Here is a 25,406-nt window from a genome sequence, read left to right as displayed (position 1 = left end):
TACTAAACCCCGGGCCCAAAGTCCTGTCCGTTTCGTGACGTTACGCACTGACAGCTGGATAGTCCGCCCTTCAAGCTGATGTAGGAAGTCGGGGGTCGACTTTGAACCGGGAGTACGTCAGTGAGCGCCATGCCGATCGCCTTGTTGGTCACCACGGCCGCCACGGGCGCCGTGGGCGTCGCCGTCCTGCGCACCCTCATGGTGCTGCGCCGACAGGTCGCCGCCCTGCACACCGAGCTCGCCAGGAACAACACCGCACCTGTACGGGGTCGCGTACCGGCCGCCCGCCCCGCCGCCGACGTCGACGAGATACGCGCCGCCGTGGCCGAGGCCCTCGCCGAGGAGCGTGAGCGCGAACTCGCCGAGGCGCGGGCGTTCTGGGCCGCCCAGGAGTCCCGAGACGCCCCCGACGCGTCCTCGCTCCTCGGCCTCCCCGACAGCGAGCTGTTCCTGCCCCGGCAGGCCGACTTCGTGGGCCTTGAGCCGCTGGAGCCGGTGACGGAGCCGGCCGCGGACACCGATGAGTTCGCCGGCGACAGCCCCGAACTGGCCGCGGCCCGCCGCCGCCACCCCTCCCACCCGGACTTCGTGCCGGTCGCCTCACCGATGGTGAACGACCACGAACGCACGGTGGCCACCCTGGAGGAACTGGCCGCATCCGGCACCGAACTGGCCGACGTCCGCCCGGGCCCCCTCGGCACGCTGGACGTCTACGTCTTCACCGACGGCACGACCCTCTGCATGACCCCGGGCCACCGGGAAACGGCGGAACGCCTCTCCGCGGCCCTCCGGGCGGGCGAGACGCCGGTCCTGCTGGGCGGCTCGGGCATCTCGGGCGCGTACACGTTGACGTTCGCGTGCGGCGAGGAGAACGTCTACATCCTGGCGGACAGGGTCATAGCGAGCCTTTAGACGCCGTAGGCGAAAAGGGGCGCGGGACTGTTCCGATATGCGGCTCCGCCGCGTGGGCACGAACAGCCACAACGCGCCCGCAGTCGCCGACGCACCTCAGACCCCCGCCCGCTTCTGCGCCTCCTCCACCAACTGCACAGCCTCAGAAACCTGGCCCTCGTCCGTAAGCACGAGGGCCAAGTCATGCACGGCAACGGTGACTTGGTCGGCGGCGGCAAACATCCCGGCGTCGGGCATCATCCGAGGCTCCGCCTCCGGCGACTCGATGACCTGCGCCCTACGCGCCAGTTCCCTGGCCAACTGCAAAGCCTCAGCGGCAGCGCCCCGCTGCAGTCGGGACTGCGGTGCCGCCCGCAAACGGTCGGCGAAGTGGTCCACGGCCCGGGTCAGACGCGAAGTATCAGCCACGCCGCAACCGTACGCGTCCCACCGGGACTGTTGCCAACACGCGAACGCTCAGGCACGGTGACCTGAAGGACCGGCTTACATCCCATGCGCACGGAGGCGCCGATGTCCCAAGTCTTCTCCGAGGAGACCCACCGCAACATGCTCGCCCGCATCCCCCACTGCACCGGTCGTGAAGTGTCCGACTGGCTCCGCACCGTCGACGAAGGCCCGGCCCTCTTCCGCTTCGAGGAAAAGGTCAGCTGGCTCCGCCACGAACACAACCTCGCGTACGGCCACGCGAAGGCGATCATCCACGAGTACGACCTGAGGAGGGCCGCGCGCAGGTACTTCTAAGCCGCGCACATGCCGAAGGGCCCCAGGGCGCTCACATATGCGGCTACCGCCGCGTGGCCCGGGGCCCTTCGCCGTACGACCGTCGGAGGCTAGTCGTTGCTGTTGAGGATCGCGATGAGTCGCAGGAACTCCATGTAGATCCACACCAGCGTCAGCGTGAGACCGAACGCGGCCAGCCACGCCTCCTCGCGCGGGGCGCCGTAGGCGATGCCGTCCTCGACCTGCTTGAAGTCGAGGGCCAGGAAGCACGCGCCGAGCAGGACGCCGATGATGCCGAACAAAATGCCGAGGCCGCCACTGCGGAAGCCGAGGCCGTCACCGCCGCCGAAGACGGCGAACAGCATGTTGACCACCATCAGCAGGACGAAGCCGAGCGTGGCCGCCATGACGAAGCCGTAGAACCGCCGGTTCACGCGGATCCAGCCGGCCTTGTACGCCACGAGTACGGCGGCGAAGACCGCCAGCGTGCCGATCACGGCCTGCATGGCCGCACCGCTGGCGATACGGTTGTCGACGATGCTGGAGATGACGCCGAGGAACACGCCCTCGAACGCGGCGTACGACACGATCAGCGCGGGCGTGGCCGTGCGCTTGAAGGACTGGATGAGGGCCAGGACCATGCCGATGACCGCGGCGCCGATGCCGATGCCGTACGAGCGGCCGATGTTGGCGTCGTCGACGGGCAGCAGGGCCCAGGCGAGCGCGGCCGTGACGATCAGAACGCCGAGCGTGGTGCCGGTGCGCAGGACGACGTCGTCCATCGTCATCCGGCCGGTGGTGACCGGCGCCTGCGGCGGCGCACCCTGCTGAAGGTCCTGCTGGGCGTAGGGGTTGGTCGCGTACGGGTTGCCGCCCTGCGTGCCTACGGCTGCGGCCCCGGCCTGCGGCGCGGTGTTGAAGCCCGCGTAGCCGTTGTCGCGGCTGAACCCCCGTCGCGAGAAGACCGGGTTGCTGCTCCTCATTTCACTCCTTCATGGCCACGGTGTGTGGGCCTTGCCTCAAGAGTAATGGGTAGGCAAAGGAATGACCCTAGTGCTTGGGGAGGATCTTCCCTCGATGTGCTGCCCAACACGCTACGCGCGCGCGTGATTCCCGACACCGGAGGGGCCTGTCTTGAAGCCTCACTCGAAGGGGAAGCCGGTGTACCCCTCCGCGAGGTCCGTCTCGGCCGCCCTCGACCCGGCGATCCGCTCCAGCCTCGCCCGCTGCATCCGGTCCTCGAAGGGAGTGGCGTCAGGGGCCCGGTGCAGGAGGCTCGTCATGTCGTACGAGAACCGTTCGGCCTGCCACACCCGCCGCAGACAGGTCTCGGAATAGCCGTCGAGGCGTTCCGCCGAACCGGTCTCCTTCTGGTACGTCAGCGCCCTCGCGAAGGTCACGACGTCGCCCACGGCGAGGTTCAGGCCCTTGGCTCCGGTGGGCGGCACGATGTGCGCCGCGTCGCCGGCGAGGAAGAGACGGCCGTACCGCATGGGCTCGTGGACGTAGGAGCGCATGGGGGTGACGGACTTCTGTGTGATCGGTCCCCTCTGGAGCTCCCAGTCGTCGTCGGTCTCGAAGCGGCGCTCCAGCTCGTCCCAGATCTCCTCGTCGCCCCAGCTCTCCGCGTCCGTGCCCTCGGGGACCTGGAGGTAGAGACGGGAGACGGACGGGGAGCGCATGGACAGGAGGGCGAAGCCGCGGTCGTGGCGGGCGTAGACGAGTTCGTCGTGGGAGGGCGGGACGTCGGCGAGGATGCCGAGCCAGCCGAAGGGGTACGTCCGCTCGAACACCCGGGTCAACTCGGCGGGGATCGCCTTGCGCGCCACGCCCCAGAAGCCGTCGCAGCCGACGACGTACTCGCATTCGAGGACGTCCTCACGCCCCTCGTGCCGGAAGCGGATCTTCGGAGTGCCGGTGTCGGCGCCCTCGACGGCCAGGGCCTCGGCCTCGAACAGCAACGGGCCGCCGTCCTTGACCTGGAGGGCGATGAGGTCCTTGCAGACCTCGGTCTGGGCGTAGACCATCACGGAGCGGCCGCCGGTGAGGGCGGGGAAGTCGACGCGGTGGCGCCTGCGGTCGTACCGCAGCTCGATGCCGTCGTGCTGGAGCCCCTCGCGGTCCATGCGCTCGCCGGCACCGGCCGCGCGCAGCACGTCGACCGTGCCCTGCTCCAGGATTCCGGCACGCTGGCGGTGCTCGACGTAGGCACGATCGCGGCTCTCCAGGACGACCGAGTCGATACCGGCGTTGTGGAGGAGCCGGGCGAGGAGGAGGCCGGCGGGGCCGGCTCCGATGATGCCGACGGTGGTGCGCATCGGGCGTTCCCTTCCGAGACCTATTGCCGCTGTTCGCTAGGTGAACTTTATTTCACTTGAGGGTGCCGAGTCTGCGCTCCGGGTCTTCCGGTGTCAATGGTCCGCACGGCCGTCCGACCCACGAAGGCTGCCGTGGGCCGGACGGCCGGTCGGGTCAGCGGCTGGGCCAGCCGTCCAGGTGGCGGCGCATGGTGACGTCCTCCTGGGCGTCACCCTTCGGGGCGCTGTCCACGGCGTCCTTGAGAATGCCGTTGACCTCGGCGGCGAGGGCGTCGGCCTGGGTGCGCAGGTCGGCCGCGGGGACCTCGGAGCGGGTCAGCGCGTCCAGCCTGCGGTGGATGTCGGCGAGTTGGCGGCGGTGGGCGGAGTCGAGGGTGAGCGGGGTGGGCGTGGAGACCACGAACTGGTAGGCACCGGCCAGGGTCTGGCAGCCGGTGCAGCTCTTGTTGGCGGCGTCGCTCAGGTTCACGGCGTTGAGCCGTGTCTGCTCGCCGGCGAAGGTGACGATCTGGAAGGACAGCGCGACCGAACGGCAGGCGTCGTCGGCGGAGCAGCCCGACGAGACCGCGTTGGCCTGGTTGCGCACGCTGGCGGCGCTCACCTTGCCGTACTGGCGGACGGTGAAGGAGTCCTTCGCCTCCGTGTGGTCGAGCCGGTTGGCCCGGCTGAAGACATGGTCCGACGCGACGGCGACCTTCGCGGACCCGCCGGTGGCGGCCTGCGCCGGTACGGCGGTCGCGACACCGGCGACACCGGCGGCAAACAGCCCCACACGAACGGCACGCCGGGTGAGTGGGCTGGTGGTACGGGGTTTTCGGTGGCTGCTCAAGGGATCTCCTCGGTGGATGGATGAATGGGTGCGGATGTGGTGCGTGCCGGGGCGGAGAACGGAACCTGCCGCCGCCCCGCCCCGCCCCGGAACAAGACCCGACCGCCGGCCCCGGAACCGGGCCACGGCCCACGAACGGCCTACGGCGAGCCCGGGCCGGGGGCCAGGGCTGTAGGGCGAGGGTCGGGTTGGGGGGCCGCGGCCCAGGGGGGGGAAGCCGGGGCCGGGGTCCGGGCGATGGGCTGGCCCCGGCCGGGGGCCGGAGCGCGGACCGTGGGCCGGAGCGCGGACCGTGGGCGGCCGGAACCCGGACTGTGGGCCGGAACCCGGACCGTGGACCGAGACCCAGACCCAGACCACGGGCCACAGCCCGGACCATGGGCCGAGACCCAGACCGTGAGCCGGAGCCCGGACCGTAGGCCGGAACCGGAATCGTGGGACCCAGACCCAGACCCAGACCCAGACCACGGGCCAGAGCCCGGACCGTGGACCAGAGCCCGGACCGCGGGCCGAGGCCCGGAATCGTGGACCGAGACCCAGACCGTGGACCAAAGCCCGGACCGTGAGCCGAGACCCAGACCGTGAACCAGAGCCCAGACCATGGACCGAGACCCAGACCGTGGACCGGAGCCGGAATGGTGGAGGGAGCTGCCCCCGGACCGTGAACCGACAATGACACCGGCACCGAAGTCGACGCCGACGCCATGGCCTCGGCCTCAGACCGTGGCTCAGCCCACAGCCGTGGGCCGGATCCAACACCCCGGCGTGCCCGGCAAGCCATCGGCCTGCCCGTCTCTGCCCGCGAGGGTCGGCGTCTCCCCCCGCCCCTGGTCTCCGGGCCGGCCCGAAGCCGGGCCCCGCCTCTCCACGGTCGGCGTCGGAAGCCCGTCCGGTGGGCCCCGCCCGACGGTGGGCACTGCCGGAGTCGTCGGCCGGTTCGCCCCCGCACGGCGCCCGCCCCCTCAGGACGCCCCCGGTGAACCACTGACCGGCGGTGCGGACGGAGTCTCGGTGGGCGTCGAAGGGATGCTCTCCGACGGGGTCGGCGACGGGGCCGGGCTCGACGGGCCGTCGCCCGTGCCCGGGGACGACGGTTCCGGCCCGCCCGATGTGCCCTGGGCCGGGGACGCCGGGACTCGGGAGGTGCCTCCGGTCGAGGCACCCGCTGCTGTCCCGGACGCTGCCGGGGAGGCGGACGTGGAGGCGCCGGCGGAGGCGCCGGGCGACGGGGCGGCGGAGCCCGAGGGGCCGCCCGCCGCCGACGGCGCGACCGCCCCGGAGCCGGCGCCCGACGGGTCGTCCGCCGTGCCGTCGTCCACGGTCGACGCGTCGCCGTCCGGAGTCGTGGCCTGCCGGGGCTCCGGCTCCTCCGTCGACACCCCCGGCTGCAGGATCGGCGCGATCGGCGGCTTCTTCGGCAGCGGCTGGGGCGTCAGACCCGAGGTCCACGCATAGCTGAGGCCCGCAAGTCCGGCGAGGACACACGCACAGAGCGCCACGCGCAAGGTGGGCCGCCCCGCCGTGGACCGCTTCGCCGCCCGGAGGATCCGCCCCCCGATCTTCACGGTGAGATAGACGACACCCCCCATCGGGATCAGCAGCATCAGACAGCCCAGCACCCCGACGAGCCCCTCGACGACCTTGCCGTCAGCGAGGGCCGACCCCGTGCCGGAGAACTGCTCGACCATGGACCGGGTCATCGTGGCGATGATCCTCGGCAGATTCCACAGCGCGTAGGCCAGCTCACCGATGATCAGCGGCACCATCGTCAGCACCCAGGTCGCCACGATGGTCCGCGCCGACTTCTTCAGCCCGGCGACCTCTTTGCGCGCGGCCCGTCCCTTCCGCCCCGGCACCAGACCGAGCAGGATCGGCTTGATCTTGCCGTAGAGGTCGGGGACCCCGGCGAGGTCGCCCAGGATGTAGTAGCCGTCCAGCCGTACCGCCGGCATCAGCTGTTCGAGGATCTCGAAGTGTCCGAGATAGACCGCGGCCAGGAAGAACGGCTCCCCCGTGGCGAAGTACAGGCCGGCCATGGCCAGCATGAACACCACATTGAAGTAGACCCCGCCCAGGTCGGTCCTGATCCGCCCGCCGCGACCGATCCGGTAGACATCGGTGACGTCGGTGTACATCGACGGCCAGATGAGGAAGATCCCGCAGCCGATGCACCCGGGCCTCGCGCCGCCGTATTTGCACGCGGAGGCGTGGCCGAACTCGTGGAAGACGAGCGAGGCCACGGTCAGCCCGAAGACGAGCAGGATCAGCACCGGCTGGTCGAGGACCTCAAGGACCGGTTCGATCGCCCCGTAGAAGGCGAACAGCCAGACGTCCATGGCCACGGCCGCCGCCAACATGGCCAGGACCACCACCGGCCGGTGCAGCCACGCGAACATCCCCGCGATCCGTGCCGTACGCCGCTCGTCGAAGATGACCCGGTGCCCCTTGAGCGCGAGCAGCAGGTCGGAGCGTGGTGCGTCGACCTCGTCGCTCTCCTGGCCCTCGGGGACCGTCACGCCGAGCGGTTCGAGCTTCTTCTCCACCAGGTAGCGGATGTTCTCGCCGCTGACCTCGCGTCCGAATCTCGCGCTCACCCGGTGGGCGATCGACTCGATGTCGCGTACGCCGTCCACGGACGACGCCACGAGATACAGCAGCCGCGACAGCTGCACGACCTGCCCGTCCCCCCGACGGGCGATGTACTTGGGCTCGGTGAACCCCGATCCCTGGTACTCGCCGTGCAGTTGAAGCCCCGCGCTCAGCCGCGGCACCAGCGGCTGTTCGACGACCGGCAGGCTGCCCGTCGCCACCTGCTCGAAGGTCACCGGCCAGCCGCCGGGCCCGGGCACCGGCCCGGGGTCGTACAGCGTCGGGGTCCCGTCTCCGAGCACTGTCATATGTGGTCTCCCCCCATGTCCTGCCCCCACTCATGACCGCGGGGCGGACCGCACCTGTGCGCGGTCCGCCCCGGCGGCCGTCGTCAGCGCAGGGTCACTGCTTGACGGAGATCGTCTGCGAGGCCTGCGACTCGGCGGCCGACCACGCGGAGTGGTCGTTGACGGCCGCGGACTGGTTGTCGGCCTGGATGTTGGCGATGTGCTTGGTGACGTTGGTCGTCCGGTTGAAGGTGAACTTCAGCTTGCCCAGGGCCTCGCGGCCCGGCAGCAGCTCCGCGGACTCGGTGTCCAGCTCGTGCATGTCCATGCTCATGACGGATGTCCTTTCAGATGATGACGAAGGGTGTGGAGGCGGTGCGCGGGCGCTACTGGGTGACGCTGATGGTCTGCGAGGCGCTGGAGGCCGCGGCGGACCCGACCGAGTGGTCGTTGAGGGCCAGGGACGAGTTGTGGGCCTCGACGTTGGCGATGTGCTTGGTGACGTTGGTCGTCCGGTTGAAGGTGAACTTCAGCTTGCCGAGGGCCTCCCGGCCCGGCAGCAGCTCCGCGGACTCGGCCTCAAGCTCGTGGGCGTCCATCACGGTCAATTCCCCCTCAGGGATGGGCGTTTCCGGTCGGACCGAGTCAGGTTCCCCCCACACTCTGTCCAACTTGGTCGGACGTGCTGTCCAACGAGATTGGACACTAGGGCCTCGCGGGACGGTTGCGCAACCCGTTCGGGGAATCACCCTTTCGGCGCCGGGTGGGCCCGCCCGTAGAATCGGCCCCGACATGGACGGTTCCGCCGAGCGGCGAGCAGGAAGTGACCCACCCGTGGCCAACGCACTCCAGCAGTTGATCCGTGAGCGCCTCGACCGCAAGGGCTGGTCCTACGGCGACGTGGCCCGACGCGGTGGCGTCCCTCGCTCCACCGTCCACCACCTGGCGACCACCGACCGCGTCGTCCGGATGCCCCAGTCGACCACCCTGGAGGGCCTGTCCAAGGGGCTGGAACTGCCGTTGGACACCGTGCGACGCGCCGCCGCCGAGGCCTGCGGCATCCACGTGTACGGCCCCCCTGACGCCCAGGACACCGCCGCTCACCCGGCCGACCCCGAGGTGGACCTGCTCATCGCCAGCGTCCAGAAACTCTCGGCCGACGACCGCCGCCACGTGGCCGCCCTGGTGGAGTCCCTCCTGGACCGCACCCCGAAGAAGTAACCCGCCGGAAGCCGGGTCGCACCCGGAAGCAACCCCCAGACCCTCCCCAGGCCGCACCCCGAAAAGCGCCCCGCGGAAGCAACCCCCAGGCCCCCCGCACCAGACAAGCGACCCCTCGCAAGCCACGCCGCAACCCAAAGGCGCCCACGCGAAGAGCCACCCCGCGCGGCGGCGGCCATCACCCAGCCGCCACCCCGCTCCCCGGAAGCAACCCCCGGCCCGCCCCCGCACCAGACAAGCGACCCCTCGCAAGCCACGCCGCAACCCAAAAGCGCCCACGCAAAGAGCCACCCCGCGCCGCGGCGGCCATCACCCAGCCGCCACCCCGCTCCCCGGAAACAACCACCCGCGAACCGGCCCGCGCCCCGGAGGCAACCCCCAGAAGCCGCCCCGCGCCCGGCCCCGCCCCTCCGCGACCTGCCCCCTGGCCAAGGAAGTGACCGTCCGGAAGTCGGTCCCGGCGGTCCGCGACCGCGGATGTTCACTCTTCCGTGCAGTCGGAAAAAGAATTCGACTGTGCCCCGAAAGCGCCGGGCCCGCCCGCTAGTCTCTCGTCCTGCCCGAGGAGCGAGAGCCGTACGACCCCGGGCTCCCAGGGGGGAATGTGTTGTTCGTGCATGGCGGTCCGGCCACGGTCGTGGTCCGCGGGCCCGCCGGTGAATCGGTCGTTCTGCTCTCCGGCGAACTGCCCGACGTACTGACCGACGAGTCAGTGAAGGAACTCGTGGAACTGGCCGCCGCCGTCCTGGACGCGGACGAACTGCCCGTCTTCCACACCTGTCTGAGAACACTGCGCCGCGACGGTATGCGCGCCGGCCGCCGGATCGAGATCGACGGTGCCGTACTGACCGTCTACGAGGGATGACGACGGAATGACGGCCCACGCGCGCGAGAGCACCGCGTGGGCGGGAAGTGCCCGGAGCCGGACTTGAACCGGCACGCCCGCGAAGGGGCAGCGAGGTTTAAGCTCGCCGTGTCTGCATTCCACCATCCGGGCAGGTCATGGGCTCCGCGTTTGAGGTTCCGAGCCTATCGGGACGCATCCCCCGAACAGCGGACGGGCGGACCGATGTTGTCTTATTTTATTGACGTCTGAGGGTGCATCAGACCATGGAACAAGCCATCCGCACTTGCCAATAGCCTTACCCGGGGCACTCGGCCGCGCATACGGAATGACGGAATTTCACCGCCCGAACGAGGACGCTCCACCTGTTCTCCGCGTCTGCCCCCATCAAGGGCTGCCGTCATCCCCAGGTATGACGCCGAGCCGCCCGGTCCGTCCGAAGTCTGCCCTCGGAACCAGAACTGCGACTGACTACACGGCGGGGCCCGGCCACCACGATGGAAGACGTCCTTCAACGACGTCGTACCGCTAGGAGTTCCATCCCGTGACCACCACCCCCGTCGCCGGCCGGACCACGGCCGTGGCCGCACGCGCCACGGATCTGTCGAAGATCTACGGACAGGGCGAGACCCAGGTGGTCGCCCTGGACCGCGTCACCGTCGAGTTCCGGCAGGCCGAGTTCACCGCGATCATGGGCCCCTCCGGCTCCGGCAAGTCCACCCTGATGCACTGCGTGGCCGGACTCGACACCTTCTCCTCCGGTTCGGCCCGCATCGGCGACACCGAACTGGGCTCGCTGAAGGACAAGCAGCTGACCAAACTCCGGCGGGACAAGATCGGCTTCATCTTCCAGGCGTTCAACCTGCTTCCGACCCTGACGGCCCTGGAGAACATCACACTCCCGATGGACATCGCAGGCCGCAAACCGGACCAGCAGTGGCTGGATTCGGTCATCCGGATGGTGGGGCTGAGGGACCGTCTCGGTCACCGTCCCGCCCAGCTCTCCGGCGGCCAGCAGCAGCGAGTCGCCGTCGCCCGGGCGCTGGCCTCCAGGCCCGACATCATCTTCGGCGACGAACCGACCGGAAACCTCGACTCCCGCTCCGGCGCCGAGGTGCTGGGCTTCCTGCGCAACTCCGTACGGGAGTTGGGGCAGACGGTCGTCATGGTGACCCACGACCCGGTGGCCGCGGCGTACGCGGACCGGGTGGTGTTCCTCGCCGACGGGCGGATCGTCGACGAGATGTACAAGCCCACCGCCGAGAACGTCCTCGACTTCATGAAGCAGTTCGACGCGAAGGGCCGTACCTCCTGATGTTCCGCACCGCCCTGCGCAACGTCCTCGCGCACAAGGCCAGGCTGCTGATGACCGTGCTCGCCGTGATGCTCGGCGTGGCGTTCGTGTCCGGCACGCTGGTCTTCACCAACACCATCTCCGAGGCCTACCAGAAGAGTTCGGCCAAGGGCTTCGACCAGGTCGACGTCGCCGTCACCGCCAAGTCCCGGGAGGACAAGGGCAACACCATCGGCAAGAGCCCGGATCTGACGCAGGCTCTGCTGGAGCGGAGCGCCCAAGTGCCGGGCGCGGCCCAGGCGATCGGCGTCGTCAACGGCTTCACCGCCATCGCCGACAAGGACGGCAAGCTCATCGGCGGCGGCTTCCAGTCGCGGGGCGGCAACTACTCGGGGGACAAAGACCCCCGGTACCCACTGGCCGAGGGCTCCGCACCGCACGGCGCGAACCAGGTCGCGATCGATTCAAAGACCGCGAAGCGGGCCGGCTACGAGGTCGGCGACACCGTGCGCATCTCGGTCGACGGCCCGGTGCTGAAGCCCGTCATCACCGGCGTCTTCACCACCGACGACGGCAATGTCGCGGCCGGCGGCAGCCTCGCGCTGTTCGACACGGCCACCGCCCAGAAGCTGTTCGGCAAGCCGGGGACGTACGACGAGATCGACGTGAAGGCGGCCTCCGGCACCTCTCAGACCGCGCTGCAGGCCACGCTGGACGAGGCGCTGCCGAAGGACACCGTCGAGACCACGACCGGCCAGGAACTCGCCGACAGCCAGGCCAGGTTGATCTCCTCGTCCATGGCCGGTCTCAAGCAGGGCCTGCTGGTCTTCGCGGGCATCGCGCTCTTCGTCGGCACCTTCATCATCGCCAACACCTTCACCATGCTGGTCGCCCAGCGCACCAAGGAGCTGGCGCTGCTCAGGGCGGTCGGCGCGTCGCGCAGGCAGGTCACGCGGTCGGTTCTGGTCGAGGCGTTCGTGGTGGGTCTGGTGGCCGCCGTTACGGGTCTGGTGGCCGGTATCGGCATCGGGGCCGGGCTCAGGTCCCTGATGGGCACGCTCGGCGCGACCGTCCCGGACGGACCGCTGATCATCACCCCGGGCACGGTCGGCGCGGCTCTCGCGGTCGGTGTCCTGATCACCATGCTGGCGGCCTGGCTGCCGGGCCGCCGGGCGGCGAAGATCCCGCCGGTCGCGGCGATGAGCAGCGTGCACGCGAAGGCGACCACCAAGTCGCTGGTGCTGCGCAACACGCTGGGCGCGCTGTTCAGCGGGGCAGGGGTCGCCGTCATCCTGGCCGCCACGACGATGGAGGGCTCGGACGGCCAGGCCCCGATGGGCATGGGCGCGGTCCTCCTGATCATCGGCGTCTTCATCCTCACTCCCCTGCTGTCCCGCCCCCTGATCGCGGCCGCGGCCCCGGTGCTGCGCGTGTTCGGCGTCTCCGGGAAGCTGGCCCGCCAGAACTCGGTGCGCAACCCGCGCCGTACCGCCGCCACCGCCTCCGCGCTGATGATCGGCCTGACCCTGATCACCGGTATGACGGTGATGGCGGGCAGCCTGCAGAAGTCGATCGACAAGATGGCGTCGGCGGCCATCAGGGCGGACTACGTCGTCTCCATGGCGAACGGCAACGAGCTCTCCTCGGACGTCGAGCAGAAGCTGCGAAAGGTCGACGGCGTCACCGATGTCACCCCCCTGCGCAACGCGCCCTCCCGTATCGACGGCGAGACCGAGTATCTGACCGGCGTCAACGGCTCGGCGATCGGGAAGCTGACCGACCTGAAGGTCGACAGCGGCACCTTCGAGGTCGGCGGCACACGGGTCGTCGTGGACCAGGACACCGCCAAGTCCTACGGCTGGAAGGCGGGTTCGGCCTTCACCGTGCACTACGAGGACGGCAAGGCGCAGCGGCTCACCGTCGCCGGGGTCTACGAGGGCAACGACCTGATCAGCGGCATCATGCTGGACACCGGCACGCTCAACCCGCATCTGAGCGACCTGTCCGACATGCAGGTCATGCTGAAGACGTCCGACGGCGCCTCCGACGCCACGAAGGACAGGCTGGAGAAGGCCCTCGGCTCCAACCCGGCCATCAAGGTCCAGGACAGGAAGGACCTCTCCGACTCCATCGCGCAGATGTTCACGCTGATGCTGAACATGCTCTACGGCCTGCTGGCGATGGCGGTGATCGTCGCGGTGCTCGGGGTCATCAACACCCTGGCCATGTCGGTGTTCGAGCGCTCCCAGGAGATCGGCATGCTCCGCGCGATCGGCCTGGACCGCAAGGGCATCAAGCGGATGGTCCGGCTGGAGTCCCTGGTCATCTCGCTGTTCGGCGGGGTGCTCGGCATCGGCCTGGGCGTGTTCTTCGGCTGGGCGGCCGGTGAACTGCTCGGCACGAAGATGGCGACGTACGAACTCGTCCTGCCCTGGGCCCGGATGGCGGTCTTCCTGCTCCTGGCCGCGACGGTGGGCATCCTCGCGGCGCTGTGGCCGGCCCGCAGGGCGGCGCGCATGAACATGCTGGCCGCCATCAAGGCGGAGTAGCCGTACCCCGGCCGGGGCCCGTCGCGGAGGGGGCGACGGGCCCCTTGTTCGTGCTCAGTTCCAGGTACGGGCCCGCAACGGCAGCCCGGAGGCACCGGATTCGGGGGTACGGACGGCCAGGACCTGGTTGACACCGATGCTGTTGTGTTCGAAGGCGAGGGCGCAGGCGGCCATGTACAGCCGCCAGACCCGGGCCCGGCCGGGCCCGGCGAGCCGGACCGCGCGCTGCCACTGGGCCTCCAGGTTGGTGACCCAGCGGCGCAGGGTGTGGGCGTAGTGCTCACGGATCGACTCGACGTCCCGCACCTCGAACCCGGCCCGTTCCAACTGGGTCACGGTGGTGCCGAGGGGGGCGAGTTCGCCGTCGGGGAAGACGTAGGCGTCGATGAACCCGTCGAGGCTGTACGCCGATTCGTCGTGCTGGGGGCGCCGGGCGATCTGGTGGTTGAGCAGCCGCCCGCCCGGCTTGAGCAGCTTCAGCAGATCCTCGGCGTACTCCAGGTAGCGTTCGGCGCCGACGTGTTCGGCCATGCCGATGGAGGAGATCGCGTCGTACGGCCCGTCGGCGACGTCCCGGTAGTCCTGCACCCGGATCTCGACGCGGTCGGTGAGCCCCTCCTCGGCGATGCGCTTGCGGGCGTAGGCCGCCTGCTCCTGGGAGAGGGTGACGCCGACGACGCTCACGTCGTACTCGCGGGCGGCGTGGATGGCCATCGAGCCCCAGCCGCAGCCGACGTCGAGGAGTCTCTGCCCGGGCCTGAGTGCGAGCTTGCGGCAGACCAGGTCGAGCTTGTCGCGCTGGGCGTCCTCCAGGGTGCCGTCGGGCTCGGGGGCCTCCCAGTAGGCGCACGAGTACACCATGGACGGCCCGAGGACGATCTCGTAGAAGGCGTTGCCGACGTCGTAGTGATGGCTGACGGCCCGCTTGTCGCTGCGCCTGGTGTGCAGATGGCCGCGGGTGCGGCGCACCTCCTCCGGCGGCGGGGCGGGCGGAAGTGGCGGTCCGGCGAGGGCGACGAGTCCGCGTACGGCGGAGCGCACCTCGGGGTCGCGCACGGCCTGCAGCAGGGTCCTGGTGTCCTCCCCGCGCTCCCAGACCAGCCCCGAGATCAGGTCGAGCGCGGTGTAGAGGTCGCCTTCGATGTCCAGGTCCCCCGCGACCCAGGCGCGGGCGAGTCCCAGCTCGCCCGGTTTGAACAGCAGGCGGCGCAGGGCGCGACGGTTGCGCACGACCAGCGCCGGGGCGTCGGGCGGCCCGGCCTCCGAGCCGTCCCAGGCGCGGATCCGCACCGGTAGCGGCACTGCCAACAGTTGTTCGAAGAGGCCCTTGAGCCGCAGTGCGGCATCTGCCATGGCGCACACCTCCGTGACGATGATCCCGGAATTGTCCACCTTGGTAAACAGCGACGCGGCGGGGAGCAGTCCCGGAGTCGGGTCACGTCCGAGCAAAACAGATGCAGCCGCCACGTATACCGGGGCGGGCGGGAACGCCGAAGGACCTCCCGCACCACGGATGGCGGGAGGTCCTTCGGCGTGGATCAGTGACCGGAGCCGGTCAGGAGGCCTTGGCCTCGGTCTTCTTCGGCTCGGCCGCCGGCACCGGCTTGGCCGCCTCGTAGAACTCCTCGCGCGGGTGCTCCATCGCGCCGAGGGAGACGACCTCACGCTTGAGGAACATGCCGAGGGTCCAGTCGGCGAAGACGCGGACCTTGCGGTTCCAGGTCGGCATGGCCAGACCGTGGTAGCCGCGGTGCATGTACCAGGCGAGACGACCCTTGAGCTTGATCTTCATCTTGCCCATGACGATCATCGCGACGCCCTTGTGCAGGCCGAGACCCGCGACGGCGCCCTTGTTGGAGTGCGCGTACTCCTTCTGCGGGAAGCCCCGCATCCCGGAGATCACGTTGTCCCCGAGGACCCTCGCCTGACGCAGCGCGTGCTGGGCGTTCGGCGGGCACCAGGCGTTCTCGACGCCGGCCTTGCGGGCGGCGACGTCCGGGACCTGGGCGTTGTCGCCGGCGGCCCAGATGTAGTCGGTGCCCTGGACCTGGAGGGTCGGGGCGGTGTCCACATGGCCGCGGGGGCCCAGCGGAAGGCCGTAGCGGGCGAGGACCGGGTTCGGCTTGACGCCGGCGGTCCACACGATGGTGTTGGAGTCGACCTCAAGGCCGTTCTTCAGCACCACGTGGCCGTCGACGCAGGAGTCCATCGAGGTGGAGAGGTAGATCTCCACGCCCCGGCTCTCCAGGTGCTCCTTGCCGTACTGGCCGAGCTTGGGGCCGACCTCGGGAAGGATCTTGTCGGCGGCGTCGACGAGGATGAACCGCATGTCCTCGCGGGAGACGTTGGTGTAGTACTTGGCCGCGTCGCGGGCCAGGTCCTCGACCTCACCGATGGTCTCGGCGCCGGCGAAGCCACCGCCGATGAAGACGAAGGTGAGCGCCTTGCGGCGGATCTCCTCGTCGGTCGTGGAGTCGGCCTTGTCGAGCTGCTCAAGGACGTGGTTGCGCAGGCCGATGGCCTCCTCGATGCCCTTCATGCCGATGCCCTGCTCGGCGAGGCCGGGGATCGGGAAGGTGCGGGAGACCGCGCCGAGCGCGATCACCAGGTAGTCGAAGGGCAGCTCGTACGCCTCGCCGACCAGCGGCGAGATCGTGGCGACCTTGCGGTCCTGGTCGATGGTGGTGACCCGGCCGGTGAGCACCTCCGCCTTCGGCAGCACGCGTCGCAGCGGGACGACGACATGGCGCGGGGAGATGTTGCCGGCGGCGGTTTCGGGGAGGAAGGGCTGGTAGGTCATGTACGACCGGGGGTCGACGACCGTGACGGTCGCCTCGCCGTAGCGCATCTTCTTGAGAATGCGCCGAGCTGCGTACAGGCCTACGTACCCACCGCCTACTACGAGGATCCTGGGACGCTCCGTGGTGCTCATGCCATCGAGTATCCACCTGCCTCAGGGGGGTAGCTCGTGCGCCCCTTCACAAGCTTCCCCGGGGGGTGTGCTATCCTCCGCGACTCGCGTGATCCAGGTCATGGTGCAGGGCGGGAACCACGGTGCGGGGCTTCCCGTTGTCAATGCCGCGTGAGCTGCCTCTCCGTGCCAAAGACGGTCCCGTGAGGGGCCCTCTCGACCCCCTCCCCCACCCTCCGCGCGAGGTCCGCATCCCCCCGTTTTGAACGTGTTCACACGGGTGCTGAACCCCCGGAAGGGCCAACCGCGCCACATTCGTCGCTCGCCAGGACCCAATTCCTTGTGAAGAACTTCACGAACTTTCTCGGCGGCACGTCAGCGAGGGGCCCCGAAGGGCCCCTCGGACGCGCTCAAACGTTGTTCTTCCTGCTCAGCAGAGGTGCTCGGCAGAGGGCTACGCGATCGACCACGCGATGCCGTCGAGGATGTCGTGCTCGCTGACGACGACCTCCTCGGCACCGATCCGCTCCATGATCGACAGCAGGACGAGGGCTCCGGCGGCGATCACGTCCACGCGCCCCGGGTGCATGGAGGGGACGGCCGCGCGCTCGGCGTGCGTGGAGCGCAGCAGCCAGTCGGTGATCTCGCGGACCTTGTCGTGGGAGACCCGGGAGTGGTGGATGGCCGTCGAGTCGTACTCGGGCAGCTCCTGGGCGATCGCCGACACCGTGGTGACGGACCCGGCGAGCCCCACCAGCGTGCGCGCCTCACGCAGCGGGACGGTCTGTTCGGCGAGGTCGAGAGCGGCCTGGATGTCGGCCTTCATGGCGTCGACCTGCGCGGCGGTGGGCGGATCACTGACGGCCCCGTCCCGCACGAGGTGCCGCTCGGTCATCCGTACGCAGCCCACGTCCACGGAGCGCGCGGCCCGCACATGGTCGTCCCCCACCACGAACTCCGTCGACCCGCCACCGATGTCCACGACGAGATACGGCCGGGCGAGGTGGTCGCTGCCCTTGAGCTCCTTGGTCGCCCCGGTGAAGGAGAACTCCGCCTCCTGGTCTCCGGAGATCACCTCGGGCTCGACCCCGAGGATGTCGAGGACCCCCCGTACGAACTCGTCCCGGTTCTCCGCGTCCCGGGAGGCGGACGTGGCGACGAACCGCAGCCGCTCGGCCCCGTGCTCCTTGATCACTGCCGCGTACTCCCGGCAGGCCGCGAAGGTCCGCTCCAGCGCCTCGGGCGCGAGCCGCCCCGTCCGGTCGACGCCCTGCCCGAGCCGGACGATGGTCATACGACGGTCCAGCTCGACGAGTTCACCAGTGGCCGGATCGCAGTCGGCGACCAGGAGCCGGATCGAGTTCGTGCCGCAGTCGACGGCGGCGACGCGGGTCACTTGGCGTCCTCCTCGGCGAGGGTCACGCACGCGCCCTTGCGCCACCACTCCGGCAGCATCGCGATCGCCTCGTCGCCCAGCGGGTTGACGCCGGGGCCCGCGGCCAGCGAGTGACCCACCAGGACGTGCAGGCACTTCACCCGGTCCGGCATGCCGCCCGCGCTGGGGAAGCCCTCCAGGACCTCGATGGCGTCACGGCGGGCGATGTAGTCCTCGTGCGCGGCGCGGTAGGCGGCGGCGAGGTCCGGGTCGGTCTGCAGCCGCTCCGTCATCTCCTTCATGACGCCGTTCGCCTCAAGGGTGCCGATCGCCGAGGCGGCGCGCGGGCACGTCAGGTAGTACGTCGTCGGGAAGGGCGTGCCGTCGGGGAGTCGAGGGGCCGTCTCCACCACGTCCGGCTGTCCGCAGGGGCAGCGGTGCGCGATCGCCCGCAGCCCGCGCGGCGGCCGCCCGAGCTGCTGCTTGAAGGCCTCGACGTCGGCGTCGGTGGGCTCGGTGCGAGGCGTGGTCGGCGGGGGCGTTTCCATCGGTCCTGAGGTCGTCTTTCTGCTATCTGGTCATCGGTCGGAGGCGTCGGACTTGTCGACCCCGTCCCAGACGTTGGCGTACCAGGGACGGTCGGCCGCCCCGAAGTCGGTGCGCGACTGCCTGGCCGCGTCCGGGTCGACGACGACGAACCCCGTCTCCCCCGGCAGCACATAGTGCAGCCGCTGCCGGATCTGCTGCTCCGCGTACGCGTCGTCCTGCCAGCGCGCCTTGAGGTCACGCAGCTTCTCGACTCGCTCGGCGGCCTGCGCCTTCTCCCGCTGGAGGTCGGCGATCTCGGCACGCTGGGAGACGTACTGCCTTATCGGGTACGCCAGCGCCACCACCAGCGTGCACACCACGAGGGCGAGCAGCGCGGCCCGGCCGGTGAGCCGCGAGCGGCGGGCCTGCCGTTTGGTCTGGGACCGGTAGACACGGGCCGCCGTCTGCTCGCCGAGCAGCTTGATCCTGGTCGTGGTGGAGAAACGGTCCCGGTCCTTCACGGCCATCGGCTTTCCGCCTCCCCTTCCTATGTGCGTACGTCCCCGCACACGGTACGGGACCGGGTACGGGGACGTACGTACGACGCCTGCTACGGGGCCGTTGATCAGCCCTTGAAGCGCGGGAAGGCGCTACGGCCGGCGTACACCGCGGCGTCGTCGAGGATCTCCTCGATGCGCAGGAGCTGGTTGTACTTGGCGACGCGGTCCGAGCGGGCCGGGGCGCCGGTCTTGATCTGACCGCAGTTCACCGCGACGGCGAGGTCGGCGATGGTGACGTCCTCGGTCTCGCCGGAGCGGTGGGACATCATGCACTTGAAGCCGTTGCGCTGGGCCATCTCGACGGCGTCCAGGGTCTCGGTCAGCGAACCGATCTGGTTCACCTTGACCAGCAGGGCGTTGGCGGAGCCCTCCTCGATGCCGCGGGCCAGGCGCTCCGGGTTGGTGACGAAGAGGTCGTCGCCGACGATCTGGACCTTGTCGCCCAGCTTCTCGGTGATGACGTTCCAGCCGGCCCAGTCGTCCTCGTACAGCGGGTCCTCGATGGAGACGAGCGGGTAGGCCGCCACGAGCTCCTCGTAGTACTCGGTCATCTCGGCGGCCGAGCGGGACTTGCCCTCGAACTCGTACTTGCCGTCCTTGTAGAACTCGGACGCGGCGACGTCGAGCGCGAGCGCGATCTGCTCACCGGGGACGTAGCCGGCCTGCTTGATGGCCTCGACGATGAGGTCGAGCGCGGCGCGGTTGGACTCCAGGTTCGGGGCGAAGCCGCCCTCGTCGCCGAGTCCCGTGGACAGGCCCTTGGTCTTCAGCACCTTCTTGAGGGTGTGGTAGACCTCGGCGCCCCAGCGCAGCGCCTCGGAGAAGGACTCCGCGCCGATCGGGGCGATCATGAACTCCTGGATGTCCACGTTGGAGTCGGCGTGCGAGCCGCCGTTCAGGATGTTCATCATCGGCACCGGCAGCAGGTGCGCGTTCGGGCCGCCCAGGTAGCGGAAGAGCGGGAGGTCGCTGGCCTCGGAGGCGGCGTGGGCGACGGCGAGGGAGACACCGAGGATGGCGTTGGCGCCGAGCGCGCCCTTGTTGTCGGTGGCGTCCAGGTCGAACATGGCCTGGTCGATCAGGCGCTGCTCAGTGGCGTCGTAGCCGACCAGCTCCGGGCCGATCTGGTCCATGACGGCGAGGACGGCCTTCTCGACACCCTTGCCCAGGTAGCGGTTGGGGTCGCCGTCACGGAGCTCGATGGCCTCGAAGGCGCCCGTGGAGGCTCCGGACGGGACGGCGGCACGACCGGTGCTGCCGTCGTCGAGGCCGACCTCGACCTCGACCGTGGGGTTGCCTCGGGAGTCCAGGATTTCCCGGGCTACGACGACGTCGATGGACGGCACGAGCATCTCCTTCTTGGGATGTGACACGGTCCGCCGGGACCGCGGTGTGTTCTGCGAGACGAGCCTAACCGGCTCCGGGGTATCGGCCACCGTGCCGACCGGCCCGTGGACAGAACCGAGAGTAAATTGTTTCTGAACTGAACAAAGAGCGTCGCTCAAGCGCGCACAAAAAAGCCCCGCCCCGGTGCGTACGGGGGAACACGCACCGGAGCGGGGAGCCCGTGGGGACGGGGGGACCCTCACGAGGCCTTCATCATGAAGGACACGGTTGTGAGGGCGCTGTGGTTCAGCTACGAGCACCCTTTGTTACTTCAGGTGCAGCTGCTGGCCCGGGAAGATGAAGTCGGCGTCGTCGATGATGTCCTTGTTCAGCTTGAACAGCTTCTGCCAGCCGCCCTTGACCTTGTGCTTCTCGGCGATCGAGCTGAGGGTGTCACCCTTGACGACCTTGTACTCGCCGTCGCCCTTCTTGACCTTCTTGCCGGTCGGCGTGGTGACGGTCTTCTTGGCGGTCTGACGCTCGGTCGAACGCGAGGCGCTCTGCTCCTCGGTCGAACGGCTGCTCGTGTTCGAGGAGCTGGAGTTCGAGCCGGAGGAGGACGAGCTGCCGCCGCTGTAGGTGGCGCTGGACAGGCCCGTGCCGCAGACCGGCCAGGCGCCCTTGCCCTGGGAGGCGAGGACCTTCTCGGCGACGGCTATCTGCTGGGCCTTGGAGGCCTGGTTGGCCTGCGCGGCGTACTGCGTACCGCCGTAGGCGGCCCAGGTGGAGGCGGAGAACTGCAGACCGCCGTAGTAGCCGTTGCCGGTGTTGATGGACCAGTTGCCGCCGGACTCGCACTGGGCGACGGTGTCCCACTCGGAGGCGGTGGCGGCGGAGGCGCTGCCGGTCGCCATCAGCGGGGCGGCGATGGCGACACCGGTGACGCCGGCGATGGCGGCGGCGCGGGTGGCCTTGGACGGACGACGGTGCTTGCCCTTGCCGGAAAACAGCATGGTGGATCCCCTCACCGACGCCTGCGAGGTGAGCTGTCGGGTTCGGGCCGGTTGAGTTGCCCGGCCGCGCACCTCCCGGTGCGCGACTTAACCCCAAGCCGGTCCAGCGTGAACTGCTGGGCCCGGCACTTACCTTGGGTCCCCCGCTCCTGCCTACGGCGCTTGACGCGACGACTGTTCCCGTACGGCCGCTGGCAGGATTCGGCGTTGCGACAGACGGGGCTCGGGTTGCCGAGCGGTGATGACCGTAGACATGCGCTCGGCGGAATTTCAAAGACGATCAGGGCTTCTGAGACTCATCCCACACTTTCACCAAACTGGACATTAGGTGCGAAGTGTGACGTGAACTGCCGCTGTTTTTCAGGTCTTTTCGACCCTATTCAGCCCCTGTGTCGAGCGTCTGACCGGCGACGATGTTGCTCGGGTCGGTCCCGATGACGTCCTTGTTCTCGGCATAGAGGGCGCGCCATCCGCCGTCGAGGCCAAGGGAGTCGGCGATGGAGACGAGGGAGTCCCCCTCCCGGACGGTGTAGGTGGCGGCGGCGTGACGGCCGGTCGAGGAGGCCGCGCTCTTCGTCACGCTCTCCTCCGCGCCTTCGTCCGCGCTGCCGCCACGATGCTTGCCGGAGCCGAGGGCGCCGACGTCGACGAGGGCCGAAGAGCCACCCTCCCGCCACGACTTGTCCGCTTCGCCCTCTTCTGGGGTCACCACGGGCGAGCCGTCGGAGGACTGCGAGCCTTCCGTGGCAGAGCTCCCGGAGCCCGAAGAGTTGGATTTGTCCGACTTGGCGGAGTTGTCGCCTCCGGTCGACGGTGTGGCCGACGGCGAAGGCGTCTCGGACGAACCGTCCAGCGAGCCGAGCAGACCGGAAGAGTCCTCGGAGCCCGAAGAGTTCGAGGAATCGGATGAGCCGGACGATCCGGAGGAATCAGACGATTGCGACGAGCCGGACGTCGAGGGCGAGGGAGTCCCGCTCCCCACGCCCGTGTCGACGCGGGCCGAACTCGAGTCCTTGCTGAGGCCGGAGAGCAGACCGCAGGTCGGCCACGCGGCGATGCCCTGGTCCGCGAGGAGCTTCTCGGCCACGGCTATCTGCTGGTTGCGGCTGGCCTGGTCCGCGGTCTCGGCGTATTCGAGGCCGCCGTACCTCTCCCAGTTCTCCTGGGACATCTGGAGGCCGCCGTAGTAGCCGTTGCCGTCGTTCGCACTCCAGGAGCCGCCGCTCTCGCACTCCGCGACCCGGTCCCAGGTGGTGCCGGTGGCGGCGCTCGCCCCGCTCGCCGCGAGCAGTGGGATCGCGATGGCGGATCCCGTCACACCGGCCGCCACGAGGAGTGCCGGAGCCTGACGGGGGCGACGGTGACGACCGTTCCCGGAGAGCATGGAGGGACCTTTCCCGAGACAGCAGGAACCGCGCGGCGAATGGTACGGGGGCACCGCGCTGGTCCGTGAACGTATAGGGATTCGATCACTTGTCACAAGTTAATGCCGCGTAGATCACGTGAAGATCACAGACTTGAGGGCGTGTCATGTTTACGCGCCCCTCCCCCGGTGCAGGCCGGATACCTCGGTCGATTACCGGACGGGCGCGAACTCCACGGGCAAAGTACGCAGTCCACGCATGATGAGCCCACCACGCCAGCGCAAATCGGCCGAATCCAACGCGAGTTGCAGGTCCGGGAGACGGGTGAGAAGAGTGGCGAGCGCGGTCTGGCCCTCCAGGCGCGCGAGCGGGGCACCGAGGCAGTAGTGGATGCCGTGGCCGTAACCGAGGTGCTGATTGTCACGGCGGGACAGGTCCAGGACGTCGGGGTCGGCGAACCGCTCCGGATCCCGGTCCGCCGCGGCGAGCACGACGAGCACGGGGTCTCCGGCCGCGATGTCCTGGCTGCCGATGCGAAGAGGCTCGGTGGCGAACCGCCAGGTGGCGAGCTCGACGGGACCGTCGTAGCGGAGGAGCTCTTCCACGCCGGTCTCCAGGAGGCCCCTTTCCTGCCTGGCCAGGGCCGCCTGGAGCCGGTTCCGCTGCTCGGGGTGGGTGAGAAGGGCGTAGGTGCCGTTCCCGATCAGGTTGACGGTGGTCTCGAAGCCGGCGAACAGCAGGATGAAGGCCATGGCCGCGGCCTCGTTCTCGGTGAGGTGCTCGCCGTGGTCGGAGGCGCGGATGAGCCCGGAGATGAGGTCCTCGCCGGGGGTGGGCTCGTCGGGCAGGGCCTCGCGTTTCCGGTGGATCAGCTCGGCCAGATAGCCGCGCATCTTCTTCACCGACCGCGCGACCCCGCCCCGGGGGCCTCCGCCGTGCCGGATCATCATGCCCGCCCAGTCCCGGAAGTCGTCCTGGTCCTCAGGCGGGACGCCGAGCAGGTCGCAGATCGCGTAGATGGGGAGCGGGAAGGCGAACTCGTGGATGAGGTCGGCGGACCCCTTCTCCGCGAACCCGTCGATAAGACGGTCGGTCAACTCCTGCACCCGCGGCGCGAATTCGGCGACCCTCCTGGGCGTGAACGCCTTGCTGACGAGCCGGCGGAGCCTGGTGTGGTCCGGCGGGTCGATGTTCAGCAGATGCGTCATCAGCTCGGCCTTGCGCTCTCCCGGGATGCCGGTCTTGCCCTTGGCGTGCGCGGGCTCGTCGTGGTGCGCCGGGTTCTTGCTGAGCCGCTGGTCGGCGAGGGCCTGCTTGGCGTCGGCGTACCGGGTGACCAACCAGGCCTCCACACCGCTGGGCAGACGGGTCTTGTGGACGGGGGCGTGCTCGCGGAGCCAGGCGTAGGCGGGGTAGGGGTCGGTGGCGAACTCCCAGGAGAACAGCTCGGGGGTGGGAGCTGCGGTGGCGGGGGGCTCGGGAGTAGGAGTCGGGGAGGCAGATGTCTCGGGGACTCCGGGGGGCTCGGGGGCGGGAGGCGCGGAGGCAGAGGTCTCGGGGACTCCGGGGGTATCGGGGGCCCCGGGGGCTCCGCGGGTCTCAGGAGTGGGAGTCGCGGCAGGAGTGTCGGAGGCTTCGGGGATCCCGGGAGTGGGAGTCGTGGGGGTGGTGGCGGGCTGGTCGGTCACTCCTTGACGTTATCCGGCGGGGTGGGTTGCCTCGACCTCCCGGATCGCGTCCCGGTACGCCCGTGCCGCCGCCCTCAGTGCCGCTTCCGGGTCGATGCCCTCCGACTCGGCGCGGGTGGCCAGGGCGAGGAGGTCGTAGCCGATGCCGGTGATGTTCGGGAGGGGGACTTCCAGGCCCGCCGTGCGGACGCGGGAGGCGAGCTTGGCGGCGAGGGCCAGGCCCGGCTGGCCGAGGGGGATGCCTTCGGTCACCGAGGTGCGCTGTTTCTCTGTCGCCTTGGTGCGCAGCCAGTGTGCCTTGACCTCCTCGGGGGTGGTGGCCGTCTCGTCGCCGAAGACGTGCGGGTGCCGGTGGATGAGCTTGGCGACGATGCCGCCGGCCACGTCGTCGATGGAGAACGGGGTGTCCGGGTCGTCCTCGGCGATACGGGAGTGGAAGATCACCTGGAGCAGGACGTCGCCGAGTTCCTCGCGGAGTTCGTCACGGTCGCCCTCCTCGATGGCCTCGACGAGTTCGTACGCCTCCTCGATGCCGTACTTCGCCAGGCCCTTGTGGGTCTGCTGGGAGGACCACGGGCACTCGGCGCGGATGCGGTCCATGACCTGTACGAGGTCGAGGAGCCGGGCGCCCGGCAGGTCGTAGGAGGCGGGAAGGAGCTCCAGCTCGGGCATCTGCACGCGTCCGGAGCCGGCGAGGCGGGCCAGGCCGTCCGTGAGGGCGGGCTCGCCCTCACCCGTGGCCACGACGACCGCGGTGTGTCCGCCCGCGCACGTCCCGACCAGTTCCTCGGCGGTCGGGGACGCCTCGTCGACCCGTATCCCCGCCTCGCGCAGATACGGGAGCTGGGGATGGGTCCCGTCCGCGCAGAGAACACGGTCGGCCGCGTGCAGCGCCTGCCAGGCGGGCCAGGAGAGAAGGCCGGGAGCGACACGGTGGCTGGTGGTGAGCAGGACGATGCGGCCGGGGGCGGTCTCCTGACCGGGGCCGGGGCCGGGGGTGGTGGCGGGGGTGGCTTCGGGGCCGGTTGCGTTCACAGTTCGAAGCTAACGCACGCCGCCGACCGGGAGATCGGGTTGT

General features: G+C 69.7%; 23 protein-coding genes, 1 tRNA gene and 1 riboswitch. Of the genes, 6 read left to right on the top strand and 18 right to left on the bottom strand.

Going from position 1 to position 25,406, the window contains the following annotated elements; all coding sequences use genetic code 11:
- Positions 1-129 precede the first annotated feature (129 nt).
- Positions 130-912: a hypothetical protein gene (locus ACI2L1_RS26410; RefSeq protein WP_404741904.1), complete on the top strand. Its 783-nt coding sequence runs from the start codon at positions 130-132 to the stop codon at positions 910-912.
- A gap of 96 nt (positions 913-1,008) precedes the next feature.
- Here the strand turns inward: ACI2L1_RS26410 and ACI2L1_RS26405 are convergent, their stop codons facing one another.
- Positions 1,009-1,320: a hypothetical protein gene (locus ACI2L1_RS26405; protein WP_404741843.1), complete on the bottom strand. Its 312-nt coding sequence runs from the start codon at positions 1,318-1,320 to the stop codon at positions 1,009-1,011.
- 102 nt (positions 1,321-1,422) lie between these two features.
- Between ACI2L1_RS26405 and ACI2L1_RS26400 the strand changes: the two genes are divergently transcribed.
- The gene (locus ACI2L1_RS26400; protein ID WP_020137875.1) at positions 1,423-1,653 is read left to right on the top strand and encodes a DUF4287 domain-containing protein; all 231 of its coding nucleotides are present in this window, start codon (positions 1,423-1,425) and stop codon (positions 1,651-1,653) included.
- An 89-nt stretch (positions 1,654-1,742) separates the two neighbouring features.
- Here ACI2L1_RS26400 and ACI2L1_RS26395 read toward each other — a convergent pair whose 3' ends face one another.
- The 6 genes from ACI2L1_RS26395 to ACI2L1_RS26370 all read right to left on the bottom strand — a co-directional run bounded on the left by ACI2L1_RS26395 (position 1,743) and on the right by ACI2L1_RS26370 (position 8,254).
- Complete coding sequence (locus tag ACI2L1_RS26395) at positions 1,743-2,615, bottom strand: Bax inhibitor-1/YccA family protein (protein WP_404741842.1); 873 nt, start codon at positions 2,613-2,615, stop codon at positions 1,743-1,745.
- Positions 2,616-2,774: 159 nt separating this feature from the next.
- Entirely contained in the window at positions 2,775-3,950 is a 1,176-nt protein-coding gene (locus ACI2L1_RS26390; RefSeq protein WP_404741841.1) for a 4-hydroxybenzoate 3-monooxygenase, read from the bottom strand.
- Positions 3,951-4,104: 154 nt separating this feature from the next.
- Positions 4,105-4,779 carry a hypothetical protein gene (locus tag ACI2L1_RS26385; RefSeq protein WP_404741840.1) on the bottom strand — a complete coding sequence of 225 codons (675 nt, stop codon included), beginning with the start codon at positions 4,777-4,779 and terminating at the stop codon, positions 4,105-4,107.
- 962 nt (positions 4,780-5,741) lie between these two features.
- Positions 5,742-7,676 (bottom strand): hypothetical protein, encoded by a 1,935-nt coding sequence (locus tag ACI2L1_RS26380; protein WP_404741839.1) that lies wholly within the window; start codon positions 7,674-7,676, stop codon positions 5,742-5,744.
- A gap of 94 nt (positions 7,677-7,770) precedes the next feature.
- Complete coding sequence (locus tag ACI2L1_RS26375) at positions 7,771-7,989, bottom strand: hypothetical protein (protein WP_404741838.1); 219 nt, start codon at positions 7,987-7,989, stop codon at positions 7,771-7,773.
- 52 nt (positions 7,990-8,041) lie between these two features.
- The gene (locus ACI2L1_RS26370) at positions 8,042-8,254 is read right to left on the bottom strand and encodes a hypothetical protein (RefSeq protein WP_404741837.1); all 213 of its coding nucleotides are present in this window, start codon (positions 8,252-8,254) and stop codon (positions 8,042-8,044) included.
- Between the two features lie 235 nt (positions 8,255-8,489).
- On the opposite strand from ACI2L1_RS26370, the gene ACI2L1_RS26365 reads away from it, so the two are divergent.
- Together ACI2L1_RS26365 and ACI2L1_RS26360 are read left to right on the top strand one after the other, a co-directional pair.
- Positions 8,490-8,876, top strand: a complete 387-nt coding sequence (locus tag ACI2L1_RS26365) for a transcriptional regulator (protein WP_404741836.1) — start codon at positions 8,490-8,492, stop codon at positions 8,874-8,876.
- A 604-nt stretch (positions 8,877-9,480) separates the two neighbouring features.
- On the top strand, positions 9,481-9,741 hold the full coding sequence (locus tag ACI2L1_RS26360) for a hypothetical protein (RefSeq protein WP_404741835.1): 261 nt from the start codon (positions 9,481-9,483) through the stop codon (positions 9,739-9,741).
- A 48-nt stretch (positions 9,742-9,789) separates the two neighbouring features.
- On the opposite strand, the gene ACI2L1_RS26355 is transcribed toward ACI2L1_RS26360, so the two are convergent.
- Positions 9,790-9,873: transfer RNA gene (locus tag ACI2L1_RS26355), tRNA-Leu, on the bottom strand.
- Positions 9,874-10,264: 391 nt separating this feature from the next.
- Here ACI2L1_RS26355 and ACI2L1_RS26350 point away from each other — a divergent pair.
- Both ACI2L1_RS26350 and ACI2L1_RS26345 read left to right on the top strand, forming a co-directional pair.
- Positions 10,265-11,035 carry an ABC transporter ATP-binding protein gene (locus ACI2L1_RS26350; protein ID WP_404741834.1) on the top strand — a complete coding sequence of 257 codons (771 nt, stop codon included), beginning with the start codon at positions 10,265-10,267 and terminating at the stop codon, positions 11,033-11,035.
- Entirely contained in the window at positions 11,035-13,563 is a 2,529-nt protein-coding gene (locus tag ACI2L1_RS26345; RefSeq protein WP_404741833.1) for an ABC transporter permease, read from the top strand. The genes ACI2L1_RS26350 and ACI2L1_RS26345 overlap by 1 nt, the downstream gene beginning before the upstream one ends.
- A gap of 54 nt (positions 13,564-13,617) precedes the next feature.
- Here the strand turns inward: ACI2L1_RS26345 and ACI2L1_RS26340 are convergent, their stop codons facing one another.
- From ACI2L1_RS26340 to ACI2L1_RS26295, 10 genes are all read right to left on the bottom strand, one after another.
- Positions 13,618-14,916, bottom strand: a complete 1,299-nt coding sequence (locus tag ACI2L1_RS26340; protein ID WP_404741832.1) for a class I SAM-dependent methyltransferase — start codon at positions 14,914-14,916, stop codon at positions 13,618-13,620.
- A gap of 202 nt (positions 14,917-15,118) precedes the next feature.
- Entirely contained in the window at positions 15,119-16,495 is a 1,377-nt protein-coding gene (locus tag ACI2L1_RS26335) for an NAD(P)/FAD-dependent oxidoreductase (protein WP_404741831.1), read from the bottom strand.
- Between the two features lie 433 nt (positions 16,496-16,928).
- Positions 16,929-17,870, bottom strand: a complete 942-nt coding sequence (locus tag ACI2L1_RS26330) for an exopolyphosphatase (protein WP_404741830.1) — start codon at positions 17,868-17,870, stop codon at positions 16,929-16,931.
- On the bottom strand, positions 17,867-18,397 hold the full coding sequence (locus ACI2L1_RS26325) for a DUF501 domain-containing protein (RefSeq protein ID WP_404741829.1): 531 nt from the start codon (positions 18,395-18,397) through the stop codon (positions 17,867-17,869). The genes ACI2L1_RS26330 and ACI2L1_RS26325 overlap by 4 nt, the downstream gene beginning before the upstream one ends.
- A gap of 30 nt (positions 18,398-18,427) precedes the next feature.
- Positions 18,428-18,904, bottom strand: a complete 477-nt coding sequence (locus ACI2L1_RS26320) for a septum formation initiator family protein (RefSeq protein WP_404741828.1) — start codon at positions 18,902-18,904, stop codon at positions 18,428-18,430.
- 98 nt (positions 18,905-19,002) lie between these two features.
- The gene (gene eno, locus ACI2L1_RS26315; RefSeq protein ID WP_404741827.1) at positions 19,003-20,289 is read right to left on the bottom strand and encodes a phosphopyruvate hydratase; all 1,287 of its coding nucleotides are present in this window, start codon (positions 20,287-20,289) and stop codon (positions 19,003-19,005) included.
- 300 nt (positions 20,290-20,589) lie between these two features.
- Positions 20,590-21,276 (bottom strand): transglycosylase family protein, encoded by a 687-nt coding sequence (locus ACI2L1_RS26310; protein WP_404741826.1) that lies wholly within the window; start codon positions 21,274-21,276, stop codon positions 20,590-20,592.
- A gap of 3 nt (positions 21,277-21,279) precedes the next feature.
- Positions 21,280-21,447: riboswitch (cyclic di-AMP (ydaO/yuaA leader) on the bottom strand.
- 205 nt (positions 21,448-21,652) lie between these two features.
- On the bottom strand, positions 21,653-22,660 hold the full coding sequence (locus tag ACI2L1_RS26305; RefSeq protein WP_404741825.1) for a transglycosylase family protein: 1,008 nt from the start codon (positions 22,658-22,660) through the stop codon (positions 21,653-21,655).
- Positions 22,661-22,852: 192 nt separating this feature from the next.
- Positions 22,853-24,085 carry a cytochrome P450 gene (locus tag ACI2L1_RS26300; RefSeq protein ID WP_404741903.1) on the bottom strand — a complete coding sequence of 411 codons (1,233 nt, stop codon included), beginning with the start codon at positions 24,083-24,085 and terminating at the stop codon, positions 22,853-22,855.
- Positions 24,086-24,337: 252 nt separating this feature from the next.
- Positions 24,338-25,363 carry a nucleoside triphosphate pyrophosphohydrolase gene (locus ACI2L1_RS26295; protein WP_404741824.1) on the bottom strand — a complete coding sequence of 342 codons (1,026 nt, stop codon included), beginning with the start codon at positions 25,361-25,363 and terminating at the stop codon, positions 24,338-24,340.
- Positions 25,364-25,406 lie beyond the last annotated feature (43 nt).

Origin of the sequence: Streptomyces sp. NPDC019531 (genome assembly GCF_044903305.1) — a bacterium.
Taxonomy (GTDB): Bacteria; Actinomycetota; Actinomycetes; order Streptomycetales; family Streptomycetaceae; genus Streptomyces.
Note: the sequence above shows the minus strand (reverse complement) of the source record. Positions and strands in the feature narration are given on the sequence as shown.

Bases quoted from the DNA above. Each gene is read 5' to 3' on its own strand.
- ACI2L1_RS26410 (WP_404741904.1), top strand. From the start codon at position 130: ATGCCGATCGCCTTGTTGGTCACCACGGCCGCCACGGGCGCCGTGGGC.
- ACI2L1_RS26400 (WP_020137875.1), top strand. From the start codon at position 1,423: ATGTCCCAAGTCTTCTCCGAGGAGACCCACCGCAACATGCTCGCCCGC.
- ACI2L1_RS26395 (WP_404741842.1), bottom strand. From the start codon at position 2,615: ATGAGGAGCAGCAACCCGGTCTTCTCGCGACGGGGGTTCAGCCGCGAC.
- ACI2L1_RS26390 (WP_404741841.1), bottom strand. From the start codon at position 3,950: ATGCGCACCACCGTCGGCATCATCGGAGCCGGCCCCGCCGGCCTCCTC.
- ACI2L1_RS26380 (WP_404741839.1), bottom strand. From the start codon at position 7,676: ATGACAGTGCTCGGAGACGGGACCCCGACGCTGTACGACCCCGGGCCG.
- ACI2L1_RS26375 (WP_404741838.1), bottom strand. From the start codon at position 7,989: ATGAGCATGGACATGCACGAGCTGGACACCGAGTCCGCGGAGCTGCTG.
- ACI2L1_RS26370 (WP_404741837.1), bottom strand. From the start codon at position 8,254: ATGGACGCCCACGAGCTTGAGGCCGAGTCCGCGGAGCTGCTGCCGGGC.
- ACI2L1_RS26345 (WP_404741833.1), top strand. From the start codon at position 11,035: ATGTTCCGCACCGCCCTGCGCAACGTCCTCGCGCACAAGGCCAGGCTG.
- ACI2L1_RS26340 (WP_404741832.1), bottom strand. From the start codon at position 14,916: ATGGCAGATGCCGCACTGCGGCTCAAGGGCCTCTTCGAACAACTGTTG.
- ACI2L1_RS26335 (WP_404741831.1), bottom strand. From the start codon at position 16,495: ATGAGCACCACGGAGCGTCCCAGGATCCTCGTAGTAGGCGGTGGGTAC.
- ACI2L1_RS26325 (WP_404741829.1), bottom strand. From the start codon at position 18,397: ATGGAAACGCCCCCGCCGACCACGCCTCGCACCGAGCCCACCGACGCC.
- ACI2L1_RS26320 (WP_404741828.1), bottom strand. From the start codon at position 18,904: ATGGCCGTGAAGGACCGGGACCGTTTCTCCACCACGACCAGGATCAAG.
- eno (WP_404741827.1), bottom strand. From the start codon at position 20,289: ATGCTCGTGCCGTCCATCGACGTCGTCGTAGCCCGGGAAATCCTGGAC.
- ACI2L1_RS26310 (WP_404741826.1), bottom strand. From the start codon at position 21,276: ATGCTGTTTTCCGGCAAGGGCAAGCACCGTCGTCCGTCCAAGGCCACC.
- ACI2L1_RS26305 (WP_404741825.1), bottom strand. From the start codon at position 22,660: ATGCTCTCCGGGAACGGTCGTCACCGTCGCCCCCGTCAGGCTCCGGCA.